Source organism: Marilutibacter chinensis (assembly GCF_021725675.1).
In the GTDB taxonomy this organism is placed as follows: Bacteria; Pseudomonadota; Gammaproteobacteria; order Xanthomonadales; family Xanthomonadaceae; genus Marilutibacter; species Marilutibacter chinensis.
In genome coordinates this window covers 208,063-227,325 of sequence record NZ_JAKJPO010000003.1, presented here as the reverse complement: position 1 = coordinate 227,325, position 19,263 = coordinate 208,063, and the positions used below count along the sequence as shown (strand labels likewise).

General features: G+C 69.6%; 17 protein-coding genes. 11 read left to right on the top strand and 6 right to left on the bottom strand.

The window, feature by feature from the left end; all coding sequences use genetic code 11:
- Window positions 1-55 precede the first annotated feature (55 nt).
- The gene (locus L3V18_RS19295) at window positions 56-1,780 is read left to right on the top strand and encodes a S8 family serine peptidase (RefSeq protein WP_305068973.1); all 1,725 of its coding nucleotides are present in this window, start codon (window positions 56-58) and stop codon (window positions 1,778-1,780) included.
- A gap of 83 nt (window positions 1,781-1,863) precedes the next feature.
- Here the strand turns inward: L3V18_RS19295 and L3V18_RS06785 are convergent, their stop codons facing one another.
- From L3V18_RS06785 to L3V18_RS06775, 3 genes are read right to left on the bottom strand one after another with little or no spacing between them, the layout of a single operon-like run.
- A complete protein-coding gene (locus L3V18_RS06785; protein ID WP_237053927.1) occupies window positions 1,864-2,142 on the bottom strand; it encodes a hypothetical protein in 279 nt (92 codons plus the stop codon).
- On the bottom strand, window positions 2,139-2,705 hold the full coding sequence (locus L3V18_RS06780) for a hypothetical protein (protein ID WP_237053926.1): 567 nt from the start codon (window positions 2,703-2,705) through the stop codon (window positions 2,139-2,141). The genes L3V18_RS06785 and L3V18_RS06780 overlap by 4 nt, the downstream gene beginning before the upstream one ends.
- 1 nt (window position 2,706) lies before the next feature.
- Window positions 2,707-4,167: an amidohydrolase family protein gene (locus tag L3V18_RS06775; protein WP_237053925.1), complete on the bottom strand. Its 1,461-nt coding sequence runs from the start codon at window positions 4,165-4,167 to the stop codon at window positions 2,707-2,709.
- 125 nt (window positions 4,168-4,292) lie between these two features.
- Here L3V18_RS06775 and L3V18_RS06770 point away from each other — a divergent pair, with 125 nt between their 5' ends.
- Both L3V18_RS06770 and L3V18_RS06765 read left to right on the top strand, forming a co-directional pair.
- Window positions 4,293-4,820 (top strand): RNA polymerase sigma factor, encoded by a 528-nt coding sequence (locus L3V18_RS06770; RefSeq protein ID WP_237053924.1) that lies wholly within the window; start codon window positions 4,293-4,295, stop codon window positions 4,818-4,820.
- A complete protein-coding gene (locus tag L3V18_RS06765; RefSeq protein ID WP_237053923.1) occupies window positions 4,807-5,406 on the top strand; it encodes a hypothetical protein in 600 nt (199 codons plus the stop codon). Before L3V18_RS06770 ends, L3V18_RS06765 begins: the two co-directional genes overlap by 14 nt.
- A 97-nt stretch (window positions 5,407-5,503) precedes the next feature.
- Here the strand turns inward: L3V18_RS06765 and L3V18_RS06760 are convergent, their stop codons facing one another.
- Both L3V18_RS06760 and L3V18_RS06755 read right to left on the bottom strand, forming a co-directional pair.
- On the bottom strand, window positions 5,504-5,959 hold the full coding sequence (locus tag L3V18_RS06760; protein ID WP_237054223.1) for a nucleoside deaminase: 456 nt from the start codon (window positions 5,957-5,959) through the stop codon (window positions 5,504-5,506).
- 46 nt (window positions 5,960-6,005) lie between these two features.
- Window positions 6,006-6,494 carry a GNAT family N-acetyltransferase gene (locus L3V18_RS06755; RefSeq protein ID WP_237053922.1) on the bottom strand — a complete coding sequence of 163 codons (489 nt, stop codon included), beginning with the start codon at window positions 6,492-6,494 and terminating at the stop codon, window positions 6,006-6,008.
- 265 nt (window positions 6,495-6,759) lie between these two features.
- Between L3V18_RS06755 and ubiE the strand changes: the two genes are divergently transcribed.
- The 7 genes from ubiE to L3V18_RS06720 all read left to right on the top strand — a co-directional run bounded on the left by ubiE (window position 6,760) and on the right by L3V18_RS06720 (window position 16,546).
- Entirely contained in the window at window positions 6,760-7,530 is a 771-nt protein-coding gene (ubiE, locus tag L3V18_RS06750; protein ID WP_237053921.1) for a bifunctional demethylmenaquinone methyltransferase/2-methoxy-6-polyprenyl-1,4-benzoquinol methylase UbiE, read from the top strand.
- Between the two features lie 196 nt (window positions 7,531-7,726).
- Window positions 7,727-8,650, top strand: a complete 924-nt coding sequence (locus L3V18_RS06745; protein WP_237053920.1) for a YkgB family protein — start codon at window positions 7,727-7,729, stop codon at window positions 8,648-8,650.
- 42 nt (window positions 8,651-8,692) lie between these two features.
- Window positions 8,693-10,654 carry a M1 family metallopeptidase gene (locus L3V18_RS06740; protein ID WP_237053919.1) on the top strand — a complete coding sequence of 654 codons (1,962 nt, stop codon included), beginning with the start codon at window positions 8,693-8,695 and terminating at the stop codon, window positions 10,652-10,654.
- Between the two features lie 4 nt (window positions 10,655-10,658).
- A complete protein-coding gene (locus L3V18_RS06735; protein WP_237053918.1) occupies window positions 10,659-11,660 on the top strand; it encodes an alpha/beta fold hydrolase in 1,002 nt (333 codons plus the stop codon).
- Window positions 11,661-11,752: 92 nt separating this feature from the next.
- Window positions 11,753-12,445 (top strand): hypothetical protein, encoded by a 693-nt coding sequence (locus tag L3V18_RS06730; protein ID WP_425493488.1) that lies wholly within the window; start codon window positions 11,753-11,755, stop codon window positions 12,443-12,445.
- Between the two features lie 271 nt (window positions 12,446-12,716).
- A complete protein-coding gene (locus L3V18_RS19325; RefSeq protein WP_237053916.1) occupies window positions 12,717-15,920 on the top strand; it encodes an autotransporter outer membrane beta-barrel domain-containing protein in 3,204 nt (1,067 codons plus the stop codon).
- 158 nt (window positions 15,921-16,078) lie between these two features.
- Complete coding sequence (locus L3V18_RS06720; RefSeq protein ID WP_237053915.1) at window positions 16,079-16,546, top strand: aminoacyl-tRNA deacylase; 468 nt, start codon at window positions 16,079-16,081, stop codon at window positions 16,544-16,546.
- Window positions 16,547-16,726: 180 nt separating this feature from the next.
- On the opposite strand, the gene L3V18_RS06715 is transcribed toward L3V18_RS06720, so the two are convergent.
- Window positions 16,727-17,665 carry a carbohydrate kinase family protein gene (locus tag L3V18_RS06715; protein WP_237053914.1) on the bottom strand — a complete coding sequence of 313 codons (939 nt, stop codon included), beginning with the start codon at window positions 17,663-17,665 and terminating at the stop codon, window positions 16,727-16,729.
- A gap of 317 nt (window positions 17,666-17,982) precedes the next feature.
- Here L3V18_RS06715 and L3V18_RS06710 point away from each other — a divergent pair, with 317 nt between their 5' ends.
- Complete coding sequence (locus tag L3V18_RS06710) at window positions 17,983-19,029, top strand: rod shape-determining protein (RefSeq protein ID WP_237053913.1); 1,047 nt, start codon at window positions 17,983-17,985, stop codon at window positions 19,027-19,029.
- Window positions 19,030-19,263 lie beyond the last annotated feature (234 nt).

Below are 19,263 nucleotides of genomic sequence, written 5' to 3'. Positions count from 1 at the left end.
TCGGGGGTGTCCAGTGACGCAGAACTCGCTTGCCGTGGCCTTGGCCGCGGCCATCATGCTCGTTGCTTCCGGTAGCGCTTCCGCTGCCGATCCCGACCCGAACCGGGTCATGGTGAAGTTCAGGCCCGGCGCTTCGGCGCAGGTGCAATCCGCATTGAGGGCGGCCGGCGGCCGGATCCATCTGGAACTCGCGCCGCAGCGCGTCATCGCCGTCAGCGTGCCGCAGCAGGCACTGGCGGGACTGCGCAACAATCCGAACATCGAGTACGTCGAGCGGGACGTGCCGCGCTACCCGGCCGCGCAGACCACGCCGTACGGCATCAACAGCGTGCAGGCGCCGCAGACCTGGGCGGCCGGCGCCGATGGCAATGGCATCAAGGTCTGCGTGATCGACTCGGGCATCAATGCCGACCACGAGGATTTCGCCGGCATCGCGATGACCGGGTATCCCAGCGGCTGGGACAACGACAGTTGCGGCCACGGCACCCACGTCGCAGGGACGGTCGCGGCGGTCGACAACGGCGTTGGCGTGGTCGGGGTCAGCCCGGGCGCGGTGTCGCTGCACATCGTCAAGGTGTTCGACGGACAGTCCTGCGGATGGAGCTATGCCTCCACCCTGGTCGACGCCGCCAACCGCTGCGCCAGTGCGGGGGCGAAGGTGATCAACATGAGCCTGGGCGGCGACTTCGCCAGCAGCACCGAGGAGACCGCCTTCGCCAATCTCGACAGCCAGGGCATCCTCAGCGTCGCAGCGGCCGGCAACGACGGCAACACCCGCCACAGCTATCCGGCTTCGTACGACAGCGTGATGTCGGTGGCCGCGGTCGACATCAACAACGTGCATGCGGACTTCTCGCAGAGCACCAACCAGGTCGAGATCGCCGCGCCCGGCGTTGCCGTGCTCAGCACCTATCCGTACCGCAGCGGCTCGATGACCGTAGGCGGCACCGGCTACATCGTCTCGGCGATGGAGGGCAGCGTGCAGTCCACCGCCAGCGGGGCGATGGTCGACGGCGGCCTGTGCACGAGTGCCGGCAGCTGGTCGGGCAAGGTGGTGCTGTGCGAGCGTGGCGACATCAGCTTCGCCGACAAGGTCACTGCGGTGCAGGCGGGCGGCGGCGTCGCCGCGGTGGTCTACAACAACGCGCCGGGCGGCTTCTCCGGCACCCTGGGCACGATGACCTCGACGGTGCCGGCGCTGAGCATGAGCCAGGAGGACGGCCAGGCGCTGGTCGGCGGCTCGCTCGGCCAGACCGCGGCGGTCAGCTCGGTGTCCGAGGCCGACACCAGCGGCTACGCCTATCTGGACGGCACGTCGATGGCGACCCCGCACGTGGCCGGTTCGGCCGCGATCGTCTGGAGCGCCAACCCGTCGGCGAGCAACCAGCAGGTCCGCGCCGCGATGACCTCGACCGCGCTCGACCTGGGCCCGGCCGGTCGCGACAACGACTACGGTCATGGCCTGGTGCAGACCTTCGCCGCGACCGAGGCGCTGCTCGGTGGTGGTCCGGACCCGGATCCGGTCGATCCGCCGTCCTCGCTGAGCGCGTACAACTACGGCACCAGCAAGGGCAAGCTGCAGATCGGCCTGCAATGGAGCGGCGGCGACGTCACCGTGGACGTCTACCGCGACGGTAGCCGGATCGCCTCGGCGATCGACAACGGCGGCAGCTACACCGACGCGGTCAAGGTGCGCCGCAACAGCTCCGGCAGCTTCACTTATCAGGTCTGCAACGCCGGCACCAGCGAGTGCTCGGCCGACGCCAGCGTCGATTACTGAGTCCGACGCCGGCATCGCGCCATGCAGAAGGCCCGCAGCGCTGCGGGCCTTCTGCGTTTCCGCCGCCGGCCGGCAATCGCAGATCAGCGCAGGCTCTGCCGCAGCTTCTGCCACAGCTGGCGGCGCGCGCTGTAGACGTTGACCCCGAGGACCAGGGCGGTCAGCCAGATCATGCCCTCGGTGGTCAGCGCGGCCGCGGTCGTCAGTACGATCAACGCGGTCCGACCCACGTCGACCGCGATGCCGATGCCCAGCGCCAGCCAGGCGGTGACGCAGACCGCGGCGCCCAGGTAGAGCCAGCGGGTGCGGCGACGGCTGGGCGATGCGGGAGAGGGCGACAGCGGTTCCGGTGCGGCGTTCATCGGGCCGCCCCCCGGCCGGCCGCAGGCAGCAGCTCCGGCGGCAGCGGCGATGCGCCGGTCTCCATCACGCCGACATTGGACACGATCCACCAGCGCTCACCGTCGTTGAGCAACTGGAAGTGGTTGATCCCGCGCATCAGCGGGGCGTCGTCGTCCAGGCGCAGGCGGATCTCGAAGCTGCTGGTCACCGAGGCCATCAGGCCATGCCGTTCGACCCGGGTCACCAGCGGAATCTCGTGGAAGCCGGTGTTGGCGTAGGCGCTTTCGGTCTGGGCGACCAGGGCCTCGGTGTCGGTGCTCATGATGCCGGTCATCGCATCGGACTTCACCGCGATCGACATGCGGGCGCCGTCCAGGAACAGGGCGCGGTAGCGGTCCCAGTCGCGCTGCGCGCCGGCCTCGGCGGAGATCACCTCGTAAAGCGCGTGCACGATGGATTCGGGCGACTCCCAGTCGCCGGGTTCCGCAGCGGCAACCGGTGGCAATGCCAGCGACAAGGCCAGGGCCAGTCCCGCGGCGGTGCGACGGAGCGGGCGGGAAGAAGATCGGTGGGGATGGGGCATGTCATTCTCCTTTGAGCGCATCGAGCGCGGCGGTGTCGAGCAGTTGGCCGTCGAGCACGACGGCGTGGATGGCACGGGTGTTGCGGATGTCCTGGAGCGGATCGGCGTCCAGCACCAGCAGGTCGGCCTCATGGCCGGGCACGATCCGGCCCAGGCGCCGTTTCGCGCCCAGGGCGGCGGCGGCATTGACGGTGGCAGCGCGCAGGATCGTCGCTGCCGGCACTCCGGCCTCGGCCAGCAACTGCATCTCGCGATGCAAGCTGATGCCCGGCGCGATCCACGGATTGCTCATGTCGGTGCCCAGGGTCAGGTACGCATCGGTGGCGTACAGGCGCACCGCCATGCGCTGGACCTTCGGCCAGATCGCGCGGGCGCGGACGAAGTCCTCCGGTTTCCAGCCGATCGCGAAGGTGAACCAGTCGTTCCAGCTCGCCTGCAGCGCCGGGTGCGCATGCCGGCGGGCGTCGTCCTTGTAGTCGTTGTCCAGGTCCTGCACGAAGGCGGCGTGGAAGGCGACGAGGGTGGCGTCGAACACCGGACGGTGACGCTCGAACGCAGCCACCACGCGGTCGGCTTCGGCGCCATCGGGGTCGAAGTGCTCCCACCACTCGAAGAACGCGAAGGTGCCGGCGCGGGCATCGGCCTGCCACGCGCGCCGCGCCTGCGGATCGAGCAGGTCGGGGCTGGTCGGCATCAGGTGGACGATGGCGTCCAGGCCCATCTCCAGCGCGTCCGGCCAGGCGATCGCATCCAGGTGCGCGACGGCCGGACGACCGTGCGTGTGCGCGGCCTCGATGCCGGCGCGCAGCTGTTCGCGATCCAGTCCGGTGTAGAGCTTGATCCAGTCGGCGCCGGCTTCGACCTGGTCGGCGACCACCTGCCGGACCTCGTCGGGATCGGACGCGGCGGCGGCCAGTCCGCGGATCGCGGTGTTGTTGATCACCGGGCCGGCGTCGAAGCTCTCCGGGCCGGTCAGCCGGCCGGCATCGAGTGCCTCGCGATAGCGTGCCGCCGCAGCCAGGTCGCCGCCGGGATTGCGGATGGTGGTGACCCCGAACGCGACCAGCCGACGCGCATTGTGGGCGGCGATGGCATCGTCGGGGTCGGCGACCATGGTCAGCTGGCCGCGCTCGCGCCGCATCTGCAGCGGACCCAGGCTCAGGTGGGCGTGCATGTCGATCAGGCCCGGCATCAGATGGCGCCCCTGCATGTCGACGGTCCGCGCGTCGCGCCGGCAGGCGCGGCTTTCCGGCCGGGCGATGCGGACGATGCGTCCGTTCTCGATGCGCAGGCATCGCGGCGGCGTGCTGCGTGCGCGCTCGACATCGACGATGCGGACATTGTCCAGCGCAAGCGTGGTGGCGGCCCGGGCGGCGCCGGTGATTGCCGCAAGGACCAGGATCGCAGTGAGGGCGAGGGCCGCGATGGCCGGTCGCGGCCAGGACAGGAAGGGGATACGCATGGTCGGCATGGGCTCCGTTGGGGATATCGATGTCCCCTCAGTGGCCCGGGTCGGCCGATTTCTTACGCTCGATGATTCTTTTTCGCCGGGTGTAAGAAACTGCCTGCGGCCGTCGACTGACGGCGATGAGTACCGGATCGCGTCCCGCCTGCATGCATTCCCTGTGGCCCAGTGTCGAAGTCTTCCATCCGCAGCTGTGGCGCGCGGTGTGCGGCTATGAGCGCAATCCGGCGTTGCGCGAGGAGCTGATGCAGGAAGTGTTGCTGGCGGTATGGGAAGCGCTGCCGAAGCTGCGCGATCCCGATCGCCTGCTGCCGTTCGTGCTGCGGATCGCGCACAACCTCGGCGCCAGCCACGTGCGCTCATCGGTGCGCACGCCGGCGCTGGTGGCCTTCGATGCCGAAGCCCACGACTCGCTGTCGCAATCGGCGGGCGAGGCCGAGCGGGCCCGGACCCAGTGGCTGTTCGAGGCGCTGGCGACGCTGCCGGTCAATCTCAGGCAGCCGTTGATGCTGCAGTTGGAAGGCTTCGACTATCAGGAGATCGCCGACATGCTCGGCATCAGCAGCGACAACGTGGGTGTCCGCGTCCATCGCGCGCGTGAACGACTCAAGACCCTGTCCCGGCAGGAGGACGCAGATGAACTTCGATGACGAACTGAAAGGCGCATGGCGGGGCGAGATCGCTCAGCCGCCGTCGCGCCGGCTGAGCGATCAGGTCCGCCGCCACCGTCGACGCCATCGCCTGCTGCGCGGGCTGGAAGTGGTGCTGACCTGCGCCGCGGTGGCGGTGTTCGGCCATGCGTTGATGTCGCGCACCGCCGGGCCCAACCACTGGCTGTTGATGCCGTTCTTCATGGTGTTCCTGCCGGTGGTCTGGAGCGTCGTCCTGCGCGCGCCCGGCCGGCACCGCAGCGATGCCAGCGAGCCGCCGCAGGTCTATGCGCGACTGCGGCTGGCGCAACTGCGCACCGATCTGCGCGATCTGTGGCTGGCGCGCCGGGCCGCCGTCGTGCTGCTGGTGTACGCGCTGGTCGCCCTGGCGGGGGCCTGGCTGTTCGGCGATGGCGGCTGGCGTACCGCCTCGACCCACCTGCTTGTCTACGCGGTCGGATGGTGGCTGGCGACCTTCGCCTGGTGTCGCCACCTGCGCCGCCGCCGCCTGCGCGAGTACCGCTCGACCCGGCGAATGTTGAGCCCTGAGCGGGCCGTCGCCGGCCCGCCGCGAGCGCATGAATGAAAGCGCCCGTGTCCTGACAGAGAGACGCTGCCATCCCTGGCCGGCCAGCGATGGCGGGGCGTTCGTCAGCACATGAGCCAGTGGCTCATGTGCTCGCTCAGTCCTCGCCGATGTCCTCGTTCCAGACCTCGGGGTTGGCGGCGATCCAGTCGCCGAGCATCGAGATGCAGCGCTCGTCGGCGAGGTCGACGACGTTGACGCCGTTCTCGCGCAGCCAGTCGATGCCGCCGCTGAAGTTGACCGATTCGCCGACCACCACGGTGCCGATGTTGAACTGCCGCACCAGGCCGCTGCAGTACCAGCACGGGGCGAGGGTGGTGACCATGATGGTGTCGCGGTAGCGGCGCTGGCGGCCGGCCTTGCGGAAGGCGTCGGTTTCGCCGTGCACCGACGGGTCGCCCTCCTGCACGCGGCGGTTGTGGCCGCAGCCGAGCAGGGTGCCGTCGTTGCGGTACAGCGCGGCGCCGATCGGGATGCCGCCCTCGGCGAGCCCGGCCCGGGCTTCGGCGATCGCGGTGTCGAGCAGGGCGTGGTAGTCGGGTGTCTCGATCATCGTCTTCTCCATGGGATGTCCTTCGGCCCGGTCCTGGACCGGCGGATCACGCGGTGCCGGGGCGCAGCATCTCCACGTGCGGGATGCCGTCTTCCAGGTACTCCTCCGACGCCACTTCGAAGCCATGGCGCGCATAGAAATGCTGCAGGTGTGCCTGGGCGCCGAGCCGGACCGGCGCACCCGGCCACACCCGCCCTGCCAGGGCGACCCCCTCGCGCATCAGCGGGTCGCCGAGCCGGCGTCCACGCCAGGCCGGCGCGGTGACCACGCGGCCGATGCTGGGCTCGGCAAAGCGGTCGACGCCGTGGCCGAGCCCGGCTGGCAGCAGCCGCAGGTAGGCGGCCAGGGTGCCGTCCGGCGCCTCGCCGAGCAGGTGCCATGCATCCGGATGGCGGTCCTTGCCGTCGATGTCGAGGTAGACGCAGGCCTGTTCGACCACGAACACCTCGCTGCGCAGGCGCAGCAGCTTGTAGAGCCGCGATGTCGTGAGTGCGTCGAAGCGCGTGGCGATCCAGTGCAGGTCGGGGGCATTCATCGCGTCATGATGCCAGTTGCGCGGATTCCGTAGGACGGCCGTAGCAGCGGCGTGCAGCCCCCTGAGTCAGGGGGCGATTCGCGCCATCGGCGCGAATGGGGCTGTGGAGGCGCAACGGTGGGGCGCATTGGTTTGCGCGGCAAACTTCGGGGATTCCCGGGCGCAGCCCGGGAATCGCGGCTCACGCCGCTCCTGCGGGTGCTCCTGCGAACGGGAGGGGACGATCGCGACGGATTTTTGCCGCCGGATCGGCGACAATCCACGCATGAGCGAGCAGCCTTCCAAGCCCGGCACCTCCGGCACCACCCATTTCGGCTTCCGCGACGTGCCGGTCGGCGAGAAGCAGAAGCTGGTCGGAGAGGTGTTCTCCTCGGTCGCCGGCAAGTACGACCTGATGAACGACCTGATGAGCTTCGGCATCCACCGGGTCTGGAAGCGCTACTTCGTCGCCACCGCCCAGGTCCGCCGCGGCGACCGCGTGCTCGACCTGGCCGGCGGCACCGGCGACATCGCCCTGCTGCTGCGCGACCGTGTAGGCGAGACCGGCGGCATCGTGCTGGGCGACATCAACGGCGAAATGCTGCGGGTCGGCCGCGACCGGATGACCGACCTGGGCCGGGTCGCGGGCTTCGAGTATGTGCAGTTGAACGCCGAGAAGCTGCCGTTCCCGGATGCCAGCTTCGACCTGGTGACGATCGCGTTCGGGCTGCGCAACGTGACCGACAAGGACGCCGCGCTGCGCGAGATGCACCGCGTGCTGAAGGTCGGCGGGCAGGCACGGGTGCTGGAGTTCTCCGAGGTCAAGACCGACTGGTTCAAGCCGCTCTACGACTTCCACTCGTTCAAGGTGATGCCGACCCTCGGCCGCCTGTTCGCCAACGACCGCGACAGCTACCAGTACCTCGCCGAGAGCATCCGCAAGCATCCGCCTCAGGAAGAGCTGAAGGCGATGATGGAGGCGGCCGGTTTTGCCCGCTGCGGCTACCGCAACCTTTCGGCCGGGATCTGCGCGATCCATACCGGCTACAGGGTCTGACCGACCGTCAGCCCGGTCAGGGCGGAGCGCCGTATCCGGGGGCGTTCGCCGGGCAAGTTGGACCGTTCGTTGCGGAGGGTGGAAGCTTCCGGGGGGCGCGGCGCTTACCCGGGCTACGTGTCGACCGGGCCGTTGCACGTGTAACCCAGTCGCCGCCCGGGACGTAATCAGCCGGCGACCGCCTGGAGCCGTCCCGATGCCCGCACCTCCAACACCGCCTGCATTCGTTCTCGCCGCCGTCGAGCGGATGGCCTGGCCGTTCGCGGCCTGGCTCAGCATCGCGCTGTTGCTGTGGTTCGGCGCGATGGGATTCATGCCGTTCTCGGCCGAGACGCTGGCCAAGCGCGGCGGGCTGTCGGCCGACGACGCGACCGCGATCGCCAGCGGCATGGGCGCGGTGCAGATCCTGCTCGGCCTGGGTTTGCTGCCGTTTTGGCCGACCCGGGTACGCGCGGGGTTCGCGCTCGTCGTCGCCGTGTTCTGGTGGCTTCAGATGGCGACGCTGGCCAGCTCTGCGATGTGGGTGAACGATGCGCCGTACGGCGGCTTTCCCTTCCTCGGCGCCGGCCAGGGGCTGCTCAAGCACCTGGGCCTGGGTGCGCTCGGGCTCGCGTTGTGGGCGCATTGGCGCGGGCGCGAAGGCGCGGCGCGGGCCGCGCTGTGGCTGCTGTGGGCCGGACAGCTGCTGGTGCTGGTCTGGATCGGCCTGCTGAAGTTCACCGCTTACGAGGCGGAGGGCGTGGAAGGGCTGATGCGCAACAGCCCGCTGTTCGCCTGGCTGTACGGCTTCCTCGACGTGCGCGGTGCGTCCAGCCTGATCGGCGTGATCGAGCTGGCGACCGCGGCGCTGGTCGCGCTGTGGCCGTGGAGGCCGCGCTGGGCGGTCTGGGGCCTGCTGGCGGCGGTGCTGACCTACCTGGTGACCAACAGCTTCCTGTTCACCACTCCGGGCTGGGCGCCGGGCCACGGCTTCCCGTACGTCGCCGGAACCGGCCAGTTCCTGCTCAAGGACCTGGGCCTGCTGGCCGGCGCGCTGCTGCTGCTCGTGGCGGCGGTCCCCGGACGGGAGGCCATGCACAGCGACGACACGCCCGACCGGGCCATGTCCGGGGCCGGATGAGGCGCTAAACTCGGGCGTTCACCCGTACCCATGAATACGCGTATGCGCTCCTCCCTGCTGACCCTGTGCCTGGCTGCCGCGCTCGCCGCTGCCGGTTGTTCCTCCGAACAGGCCGCGCCGCCGGCAGCCGATCCGGCCGCCACCGCGACCGCGGCCCCCGACACGACCGCGGATGCGAAGGCGATGGCCGAGGTGGACGAGTATTCCTATGCCGAACCGGACATGGTCCGGATCAAGGACCTTGCGCTGGAACTGGCGGTCGATTTCGACCAGCGCCAGCTTTCCGGCAGCGCGACCTACACCCTGGACTGGCTCGATCCGGAAGCCGGCCGGCTGACCCTGGATACCCGCGACCTGACCATCGAGAAGGTCGTCGGCGAACGTGCGGACGGCAAGTGGGACGACCTGACCTTCGTCGTCGACGACGCTGACGACGTGCTCGGCAGCAAGCTGACCATCGCCGCGCCGGAGCGCAACCCGCGCATCCGCGTCACCTACACGACCTCGCCGGAGGCCTCGGGCCTGCAGTGGCTGACCCCGGCGATGACCGAGGGCGGCAGGACGCCCTTCATGTTCAGCCAGTCGCAGCAGATCCACGCCCGTTCCTGGGTGCCGCTGCAGGACACCCCGCGGGTGCGCTTCACCTACACCGCGCACGTGACCGCGCCGAAGGACGCAATGGTGCTGATGAGCGCCGACAACGATCCTGCGGCCGCGCGCGATGGCGACTACAGCTTCACCATGCCGCAGCCGATTCCGTCCTACCTGCTGGCGATCGCCGCCGGCGACCTGGTGTTCAAGCCGATCAGCGGGCGCAGCGGCGTCTGGGCCGAGCCGGCCGCGGTCGACAAGTCGGTGGCCGAGTTCGCCGACACCGAGAAGATGATCCAGGTCACCGAGAAGCTGTACGGCCCGTACCGCTGGGAGCGCTACGACATGCTGGTGCTGCCGCCGTCGTTCCCCTACGGCGGAATGGAGAACCCGCGCCTGAGCTTCATCACCCCGACGGTGATCGTCGGCGACAAGTCGCTGGTCTCGCTGATCGCCCATGAGCTCGCGCACAGCTGGTCCGGCAATCTGGTCACCTTCTCCACGCCCAAGGACGGCTGGCTCAACGAGGGCTTCACCAGCTACGTCGAGAACCGCATCGTCGAGGAGTTGTACGGCAAGGCGCAGGCCGACATGGAGAACGTGATCGCGCGCAACGAGCTGGCTGCCGAGTACAGGGAGCTCGATCCCAAGCTGCAGGTGCTGGCGCTGCGTCCGGGCGCGCTGTCCGATCCCGACGGCGCCAGCAGCGCGACCGTCTACACCAAGGGTGCATGGTTCCTGCAGTTCCTCGAGCAGCGCTTCGGTCGCGAGGACTTCGACGCATTCCTGCGCGATTACTTCGACCACTTCGCGTTCCAGAGCATCCCGACCACGAAGTTCCTCGAGTACCTGCAGCCGAACCTGATCGACAAGTATCCCGGCAAGGTGACGATGGCCGAGGTCGAGCAGTGGGTCTACGAGCCGGGCGTCCCGGACAGCGCGCCGAAGACCGAATCGGCCCGTTTCGACGCGGTCGACGCCGCGCGCAAGGCCTGGCTCGCCGATGGCACGCTTCCGGACAAGGCGCTGACCGACGGCTGGGTCACCCAGGAGTGGGTGCACTTCATCGAGGGCATGCCGGAGAAGCTGGACACCGAACAGCTCGCCGCACTCGACGCCGCCTACCAGTTCACCGGCACCCCGAACGGCGAAATCGCCCAGCGCTGGTATCCGCTGGCGGTGCGCAGCGGCTATGCAGAGGCCAATGACGCGATCGCCGCGTTCCTGGAGAGGATCGGCCGCCGCAAGCTGATCATGCCGACGTACGAGGCACTGGTGAAGACGCCCGAGGGCCTGCAGCTCGCCGAGACGGTGTTCGCCAGCGCGCGTCCGGGCTATCACCCGATCACCACCGGTTCGGTCGAGGCGGTCATCGCCAAGGCCAGGACACCGGACGCCGACGGCGCGAAATAGCCCGGTGGCTCCGCGGCGTCGACGCCTGCTCGCCACGGTCCTGTTCGTCTCGGGCGCCGTGACGCTGGCGATGGGCGTCGCGCTGTGGGACGAGCCAGCCCGCCTGATCCGCTTCGCCTACCAGGGCCAGCGGCTCGCGGCCGGGCTCGACCGGGCCAGTATCGAGATCGACGGCACCCGCTGGGTCTACGCCTACAGCGACGACGCCCCGGCCGGCGCCGCGACGGTGGTGATGCTGCACGGTTTCACCGGCAGCAAGGAGAACTGGTATCCGCTCGCGCGCCGGTTGCGCGGCCGCTATCGCCTGCTGGTGCCGGATCTTCCCGGTTGGGGAGAAAGTGGGGAAAAAAGCGGAAGCGTGCACGGCGCCGGTGTCGACTACGGCTACCGCGCGCAGGCACAGCGGGTCGCGCGCTTCATCCAGGCGCTCGCCCCGGCCGGGGCCGGCGAGCGGGTGCTGCTCGGGCATTCGATGGGCGGCGGCATCGCCGCGGTGACCGCGGCCGGACACCCCGGCCAGGTCGATCGCGTCGGCCTGCTCGCCGCGGCCGGCGTGTATTTCGAGGCCAACGGCTTCGGCGAGCGCGTGCTCGCCGGCGAGAATCCGTTCGCGGTCGGCGACGAACCCAGCCTCGAGCACTATCTCGGCCTGCTTTTCGAGGACGACGGCGCGCGGCCGTGGCTGCCATGGCCGGTCGACCGCATCTACATCGGCGAGCGTCGCGCCAGCGCCGGCTTCGAGCAGTCTGTGCTGGACCGTATCGGCCGCAGCGACGAGGCCTTCCTGCCGGGTGCATCGGCTGCGCAGATCGACCAGCCCACGCTGCTGCTGTGGTGCCGCCAGGATGCGGTCATCGACGCCAGCGCGATGGAGATCTATGCGCGCGAGATGCCGCAGGCGCAGGCGGTGCTGCTCGACGGCTGCGGCCACATGTCGCTGATGGAGCGCTCCGATCGCGTTGCCGCGGCGGTGAACGAACTGATCGAACGGGGACGACCACGATGACCTCATGCCCGCTGACCACGGAACTTCCGGCGCGCCGCGCCGTGCCTGCATGCTGGCCGCGCATCGCCGCCTGCCTGGTCGCCGTCGCGACGATGACGGCCTGCCAGCCCCGGATCGACCCCGAAGCCGAGCGCGCCGCCCAGGCGCAGGCGCGCGAGCAGGCCGCCGAGGCGATGGCCGCGGAATTCGACGAGGCGGTGGCCGCGGGCAACTGGAGCCTGGCCCGCGCGCATGGCGACATCCTCAACGCCGAATACCCCGACAGCGCCGCGGCCGAGCGCATCGCGCCGCAGTACGAGGAGGCGAAGGCGCGGGCGCTGGAGCAGCGCGAGAACCAGCGCCTGGCCGCGCTGTGGACCTATCAGGCCCAGCCGTTCAAGGACGGCCGGCAGCTGTCGGCCTCGATACATGCGCGCGAACCGGTCGATACCGACGGCAGCGGCGCCAGGCCGGTCCAGCTGATCTTCCGCGACAACCCCGAATGGGGCCGCAGCAGCTATCTGGTGCTGCAGGCCGGCGACTTCGACTGCTATGGCGGCTGCAAGGTCGCAATGAGGGTTGATGACGGCGAGCCGCGCCGTGTCGACGCGAGCCGGCCGCGCACCGACGAGGCGATCGCGATGTTCATCGAGGACGAAATGATGCTCTGGCGCACCGCGAAGGAAGCGAAGACGATCGCGATCGAGTTTCCTGTGAAGGCGGGCCCGGCCAACGCCGGCGGCACCCGCACCGCGGTATTCGAGGTCGGCGGCCTGGCGCCCGAGAATCTGCCGGAGTGGAACTGACGCGCGAGCCGCGCACGCCGGCTGGCCGGTCCATCGCGGCTGCGACCGGGTGATTCCGGTCACAGTAACGTATCGCCACGCGTGTCCCATAGCCGGTGGCGCGCAGATGCCGTGCTAGCGTGAGCGGCGCCTGCTGACGCGGAACCGGCCGTCGCGCCCCGTCGTCGGCAGGCTCCAGGGAGAGACCTTTGCCAATCGCCGCGCGTCCGCGCGCGGAGAGGGGCGGCCGTGCATTCAGGGGGTTCCAGTGTCCGATCCAACGCGGAGGCGCGTGCCGCGCCCCCGTGCACGAAGCAACCGTGCACGAATCAGCCAGTTCCATCCGTCGCTGTCGTCCCTGCCGCCGCTCTGGCAGCAATCGATCGTCGAGAACGCACGCATCGAGGCACAGCGCCTGGAATCGCAGCGCAAGCTGAAGACGCTGTCGCTCTCGGTGTTCGCCGCACTGGTGACCGGGGCGTTCGTGCGCTCCGGTCCGGCGCAGGCGGTCGACTACGGCGACACGATCACCGGCATCGCCGATCACGACCGCGCCGGCGGCAGCGGCGGCTACGACCCCGGCTACGACATCGTCGAGCAGGACGGTACGCTGCACTACCGCTTCGCCGACGGCGACAGCGTGGCGCTGGAAGGCATCGACACCGACGTGTTCGCAATGTCCATCGGCAGCGGCAACCCGCCGGTGGTCCTCGACGTGGCCGGCGGCGGCTGGCTGGAGTTGTCGGCGAACCGGCCCGACAGCAGCATCCGCGGGCAGGCGGTCGGCATCCTCAACGATGGCAACACGGTCACCGTCAACGGCAACGCCCGGATTTCCTCCAACGCCCGCGATGCCGATCATGGCGGCGGCCTCGGCAACGGCGCGTACGCGCTGCTCGCCCGCGGCGGCGGCACCACGGTATTCAATGGCGCCACCGACCTGCACGCCCGCACGCAGGGCTTTGCGCGCGCGGTCTGGGTATCGGGACGCAGCAACGTCGTGTTCAACGGCCCGACCACGATCCTCGCCGAGAGCCGCGGCACGCTCGATGCGGTCTACAACTCCGACGGCGGCACCATCACCTTCAACGGCGACACCAGCATCTCGGCGCTGTCGATCTGGCCCAGCGACAACGCCCATGCCATCTACAACGACAACGTCAACACCCGGCTGACGGTCAACGGCGACCTGTCGCTGACCACGGTCGCCGCCGGTTCGACCGCGTTCGGCGTGCGCAACCAGGGCGACATGGAGGTCTTCGGCGACGCCACCGTCGACGTGGCGGGCCCGCGCTCAACCCACGGCATCGCCAACACCCACCGCTCGGCGTGGATGCGCTGGCACGGCGACGTGGACGTGCACGTACGCAGCGAAGGGCCGGAAAACGGCTACGTGCCGTTCGGCAATCCCTCAGGCCTCAGCAACGACCGCTCGCCCGGTGCGGTGATGACGTTCGACGGTGCGGTCTCGGTCGATGTCGCCTCGGAGGCGGAGACCTATGGGCTGGTCAGCACCGGCTTCATCGAGTTCACCTCGCCCACCGCGCCGGTGTCGTTCACCGTCGCCTCCACCTCCAGCTGCAGTGCCTGCGACGTCTACGGCATCCGCAACTTCGGCACCGTCGACGTCGCCGGGGGCCTGACCGTGTCGACGAACCCCAGCAACACCGGCGCCGCGTATTCGATCTGGAGCGTGCCGCTCGACATCCAGGACGCCAGCGTCACCGTCAACCAGGCCGGCGGCCAGCGCGTGCAGCTCGATGGCGACATCGCGACCGCGACCGATCCGGTCAACGGCAACACCGGCTCGGTCGACCTCAATTTCGACACCGCCGATTCCTGGCTGCGCGGTCTGGTCGGCGGCGTGCAGAGCGATGCCGGCTACAGCGTCGGTCGCGCCGATCTCGCCTTCGCGAACGGTGCTGCGTGGCAGCCGCAGGGCACCGGCACGCTGGAGAACGACCTCGGCTCGGGCACGCTCGCCCTCGGCGACGGCGGTGCCATCGACACGGCCGCGCACTGGGGCGAGTTCGAGCCGGGCGCGGTGCCTGCCCACGGCTATCGCACGTTGATTGTCGACAGCAGCTCCGGCGATGGCACGGTCGCGCTCGGCGACGGCGCGCGCTTCGAGCTGCTCAGCGACATCACCGGCATCGAAGGTGCCGCCTCTGCCGACCGCATCGTGTTTGGCGGCGGCATCGCGGACTTCTCCGCGGCCGGCACGCAGCGGGTCGGCATCGTCTACGACCCGGTGCTCGACGACACCTCCTGGGTCGACGACGCGGCCCTGCGCGACGGCACCATGATCCCGGCGCTGGTACCGATCGAGATCGTCGACGCCCGCGCGGCTGGCGGCGGCGAGGCCGCGTTCGCAGCCGTGGCCGGGCTGGACGGCCAGTGGAGCGGCACGTTCGAGAACTCGCTCGTGCAGTTCACCTACACGCCCCGCGTCGCGCTGGGCGAGGGCGGCGACACCCTGGTGCTGACCGGAATCGAGATCCAGGGCAGCGGCGCCAGCGGTGGAGACGGCGGCGACGCGGACGGTGGAACCGACGTCGGCATCCAGCCTTCGGAAACCGTCCTCACCGCGGCCGAGGCGGTGGACGGCGCCATCGGCCTGTGGACGCATGGCGAGTCCGGCGCGCGGCGCCACATGCAGGGGCTGGTGCGCGACCATGATGCGGCGCATGCCGGCGGCGTCTGGGCGCGTGGCGACGCCGGCAGGCTGACAGCGGACGCCGCGTACGGTCGCCGCCACCACCAGGACTACGCCGGCCTGACTGTCGGAGCCGACCGTCGCTTCGCGTTCGACAGCGGCGCCGGATACGCGGGCCTCAGCCTGGGTCGCCTGCGTTCGGACGCGGACCACGCACGAGGCCAGGGCGAGCTGACCGCGACCACGCTGGGCCTGTACGCCGCCTGGGTGGCCGACAGCGGCGCCCATGTCCTCGCCGGCCTGGAAACGTCGTCGCTGGAGAACCGCTACACCGCGCGGGACTCCACGGACAGCGAGATCCACGGCCGTTTCGACACCCGCGCACACAGGCTGCATGCCGAAGGCGGCTATCCGTTCCGCTTCGCGCGGTCCTGGTACGTCGAACCGCAGATCGGCGTGTCGGTGGGCACCGTCGACGCCAGCCGGCATACGACCAGCAATGGCGTGCGGATCGATCACGACGACCACGACGTGGCGTCTGCCAGGGTGGGGGTGGCCATCGGCCGGACCTTGCAGGGCCCGACCCTGGGCGGAGAAGTCTATCTGCGCGCGGCCGCGCTCCACGACTTCGGCGACGATCCGCACATCGCCGCCTCCCGCGACGGTGGCGGCATCGTTCCCGAGGCGGTCGACCGTACCGGCACCGGCGGCGAGTTCGCGGCGGGGGCCGACCTGACCCTCGGCGCACGCAGCGGCCTGTTCTTCGAGGCATCGAGTTCCACCGGGACCGGCATCGAGCGCGACTGGGGCGTACGGGTCGGGTTCCGCTACAGCTGGTAGCCGACGTTGACGCCGCGCTAGCGCCGCATGGGTAAGCTGATGGCACGGAACCCCGCGCGGGGTTCCGATCCCCCAGCGGCGCGGCACCGGACCGTCGCGCCCGAACCCCCAGTGGCGCCACCGCACGGAAAGCGTTCCGCGCCTTCGCGGAGGCCGCAATGCTCGCCCCCCGACTGCACAACCTGCTCGACACGCGGCAGATGCCGTATACCACCCACATCCACGAGCGCACCGTCACCGCGCACGAGACCGCCGAGGCCACCCACGTCAGCCGCGAGCTGTTCGCCAAGACCGTGATGATCAAGGTCGACGGACGACTGGCGATGCTGGTGATGCCAGCCGCCTACCGCGTCGACCTGACCCGCCTGTCGCGCGCGCTGGGCGAGGCGGTGGTCGAACTGGCCGAGGAGACCGAATTCCGCGATGCCTTCCCCGACTGCGAGCTCGGCGCGATGCCGCCGTTCGGGCACCTCTATGGCATGCCCGTCTACGTCGATTCGCGGCTGGCGCGGCAGAAGGAGATCACCTTCAACGCCGGGACCCACATCGAGGCGGTGACGATGCCGTACAAGGCGTTCGAGAAGCTGGCCGAACCGGAGATGCTGTGGCTGGCCTACGTGATGTGACGGCGGCCTGGCGCGGCCGAGGATGAGCGGCTGCCGGCGGGGAGGTGACCTGTCCGGTCTTCGGTCCCCCCGCCGATACACCCGCCGCAGCCGTGGGAGCGGCGTGAGCCGCGACATGGCTTTCCGGTGACGGCCGTTCGCGGCTGATCCCGCTCCTGCGAAGGCTGGCGCCGCCGGCGTTCAGTCCTGGAGCGCGTAACCGAACTGCTGGCGGAACTGTTCGGCGAATTCGTCGTAGTCGAAGCGCTGGTTCTGGGTGCCGGGGTGCTCGACCTTGAGCGCGCCCATCAGATTGCCGATACGGCCGATCGTCATCCAGTCGTAGCCCTTCTCGATGCCGAAGATCAGGCCCGCGCGGAACGCGTCGCCGCAGCCGGTCGGGTCGGTGATCCGCCGCTCGTGCGCGGGCGGCACGTTGTAGGTCTGCTCGGGGGTATGGATGGTCGCGCCTTTCGGGCCCTGGGTGGTGATGTAGGCCTTGACCCGCTTGACGATCTCGTTCTCGCACCAGCCGGTGCGTTCCTGCAGCAGGTTGGACTCGTAGTCGTTGACGGTGACGTAGTCGGCCTGCTCGATGAAACCGCGCAGCTCCTCGCCGTTGAACAGCGGCATCGCCTGGCCCGGATCGAAGATGAAGGGAATGCCGCCCTCGGCGAACTCCTTCGCGTTCTGCAGCATGCCCTCGCGGCCGTCGGGGCTGACGATGCCGAAGGTGACTCCGGCCACGTCCTTCACGTGGTTCTCGTAGCTGCGCATCATCGCGCCGGGATGGAACGCGGTGATCTGGTTGTTGTCGTGATCGGTGGTGATGAACGCCTGCGGGGTGAACAGCTCGTCGATCACCTTGATCTGGTCGAGGCGGATCTCGTGCTCCTCGAACCACTCGCGGTAGGGACCGAAGTCCTGGCCGACGGTCGCCATCGGGATCGGGTCGCCGCCCAGCAGCTTGAGGTTGTAGGCGATGTTGCCGGCGCAGCCGCCGAACTCGCGGCGCATGCGCGGCACCAGGAACGACACGTTCAGGATATGCACCTTGTCCGGCAGGATGTGGTTCTTGAACTGGTCGGGGAAGACCATGATGGTGTCGTAGGCCAGCGAGCCACAGATCAGAGCGGACATCGGAAATACCGGGCAGGGGGCGGCACGGCCGCCGGGTTCGGATTGGGTCGGATCGGAGCCGGTCCGCCGATGCGCAGGGGCGCGGCCGGCAGGCGGGTCGGCCGCCGGTCTGGCGGCGGCACAAACCCGGCAAGGTTAGCGGCTGGGCGGGCGGGCGGCCAGCCTGAACGGGACGAGGGCGTCCGCCCCGGTCCGCGGCGGCGGCCGGAATTCCCCGCCAGACCGTGATTTGACGCGGTTTTGTCCTTGCCGGGCGAGGGTGCGGCAGGTAGGCTAGCCGGCCACCCCTGCGCTCCTCAAAGACGGCCCGTTCCCCGATGTTCAAGAAGTTTCGCGGCATGTTCTCCAACGACCTGTCCATCGACCTGGGCACGGCCAACACCCTGATCTATGTCCGCGGCCAAGGCATCGTGCTGAACGAGCCCTCGGTGGTGGCGGTGCGCCAGGACCGCATGGTCGGTGGCAGCCGCAGCGTCGCCGCGGTCGGCAGCGACGCCAAGCAGATGCTCGGCCGCACGCCCGGCAACATCACCACGATCCGGCCGATGAAGGACGGCGTGATCGCCGACTTCACCTACACCGAAGAGATGCTCAAGACCTTCATCAAGAAGGTGCACAAGTCGCGTTTCCTGCGGCCGAGCCCGCGCGTGCTGGTCTGCGTGCCGTGCGGCTCGACCAACGTCGAGCGCCGCGCGATCAAGGAGTCGGCCGAGGAGGCCGGCGCGCGCGAGGTCTACCTGATCGAGGAGCCGATGGCGGCCGCGATCGGCGCCGGCATGCCGGTCACCGAGGCGCGCGGCTCGATGGTCGTCGACATCGGCGGCGGTACCTCGGAAGTGGCGGTGATCTCGCTCAACGGCATCGTCTATTCCGCGTCGGCGCGGATCGGCGGCGACCGCTTCGACGAGTCGATCATCAATTACGTGCGCCGTACCTACGGCACGCTGATCGGCGAGGCGACCGCCGAGCGGATCAAGCTGGAGATCGGCTGCGCCTGCCCGCAGGACGATGCCCGCACGATGGAGGTGTCCGGCCGCAACCTCGCCGAGGGCGTGCCGAAGATGGTCACCCTCAATGCCAACGAAGTGCTGGAGGCGCTGCGCGAGCCGCTGGCCGGGATCGTCGCCGCGATCAAGCTGGCGCTGGAGCAGACCCCGCCGGAGCTGTGCGCCGACGTCGCCGAGCGTGGCATCGTGCTGACCGGCGGCGGCGCGCTGCTGCGCGACCTCGACAAGCTGATCAGCGACGAAACCGGCCTGCACGTGCAGGTCGCCGACGATCCGCTGACCTGCGTCGCCCGCGGCGGCGGTCGCGCGCTGGAGCTGGTCGACATGCACGGCAACGAGTTCTTCGCGCCGGAGTAGCGTCGTCGTTCCCGGACGCAGGCCATCCACGGCGCTGCGTCCTGGGCGCCGGGCGAAAAGCGTGGTTTCCGCCCGGCGCCGCAAATGGCAAGGTCCGTTTGCCGCGTTGGCCCATCTTCCGACCAGATCCTGGCTCTGGTCACGGCCGGGCGCTTTCGACCGGCCCCGGAATCATTTCGCGGCGCCCGTTACACTCCTTCCTTTCCCGCCGTCCTCCACTTTCGACCAGGCTGA

Bases quoted from the DNA above. Each gene is read 5' to 3' on its own strand.
- L3V18_RS19295 (WP_305068973.1), top strand. From the start codon at position 56: ATGCTCGTTGCTTCCGGTAGCGCTTCCGCTGCCGATCCCGACCCGAAC.
- L3V18_RS06785 (WP_237053927.1), bottom strand. From the start codon at position 2,142: ATGAACGCCGCACCGGAACCGCTGTCGCCCTCTCCCGCATCGCCCAGC.
- L3V18_RS06780 (WP_237053926.1), bottom strand. From the start codon at position 2,705: ATGCCCCATCCCCACCGATCTTCTTCCCGCCCGCTCCGTCGCACCGCC.
- L3V18_RS06775 (WP_237053925.1), bottom strand. From the start codon at position 4,167: ATGCGTATCCCCTTCCTGTCCTGGCCGCGACCGGCCATCGCGGCCCTC.
- L3V18_RS06770 (WP_237053924.1), top strand. From the start codon at position 4,293: ATGAGTACCGGATCGCGTCCCGCCTGCATGCATTCCCTGTGGCCCAGT.
- L3V18_RS06765 (WP_237053923.1), top strand. From the start codon at position 4,807: ATGAACTTCGATGACGAACTGAAAGGCGCATGGCGGGGCGAGATCGCT.
- L3V18_RS06760 (WP_237054223.1), bottom strand. From the start codon at position 5,959: ATGATCGAGACACCCGACTACCACGCCCTGCTCGACACCGCGATCGCC.
- L3V18_RS06755 (WP_237053922.1), bottom strand. From the start codon at position 6,494: ATGAATGCCCCCGACCTGCACTGGATCGCCACGCGCTTCGACGCACTC.
- ubiE (WP_237053921.1), top strand. From the start codon at position 6,760: ATGAGCGAGCAGCCTTCCAAGCCCGGCACCTCCGGCACCACCCATTTC.
- L3V18_RS06745 (WP_237053920.1), top strand. From the start codon at position 7,727: ATGCCCGCACCTCCAACACCGCCTGCATTCGTTCTCGCCGCCGTCGAG.
- L3V18_RS06740 (WP_237053919.1), top strand. From the start codon at position 8,693: ATGCGCTCCTCCCTGCTGACCCTGTGCCTGGCTGCCGCGCTCGCCGCT.
- L3V18_RS06730 (WP_425493488.1), top strand. From the start codon at position 11,753: ATGACGGCCTGCCAGCCCCGGATCGACCCCGAAGCCGAGCGCGCCGCC.
- L3V18_RS06720 (WP_237053915.1), top strand. From the start codon at position 16,079: ATGCTCGCCCCCCGACTGCACAACCTGCTCGACACGCGGCAGATGCCG.
- L3V18_RS06715 (WP_237053914.1), bottom strand. From the start codon at position 17,665: ATGTCCGCTCTGATCTGTGGCTCGCTGGCCTACGACACCATCATGGTC.
- L3V18_RS06710 (WP_237053913.1), top strand. From the start codon at position 17,983: ATGTTCAAGAAGTTTCGCGGCATGTTCTCCAACGACCTGTCCATCGAC.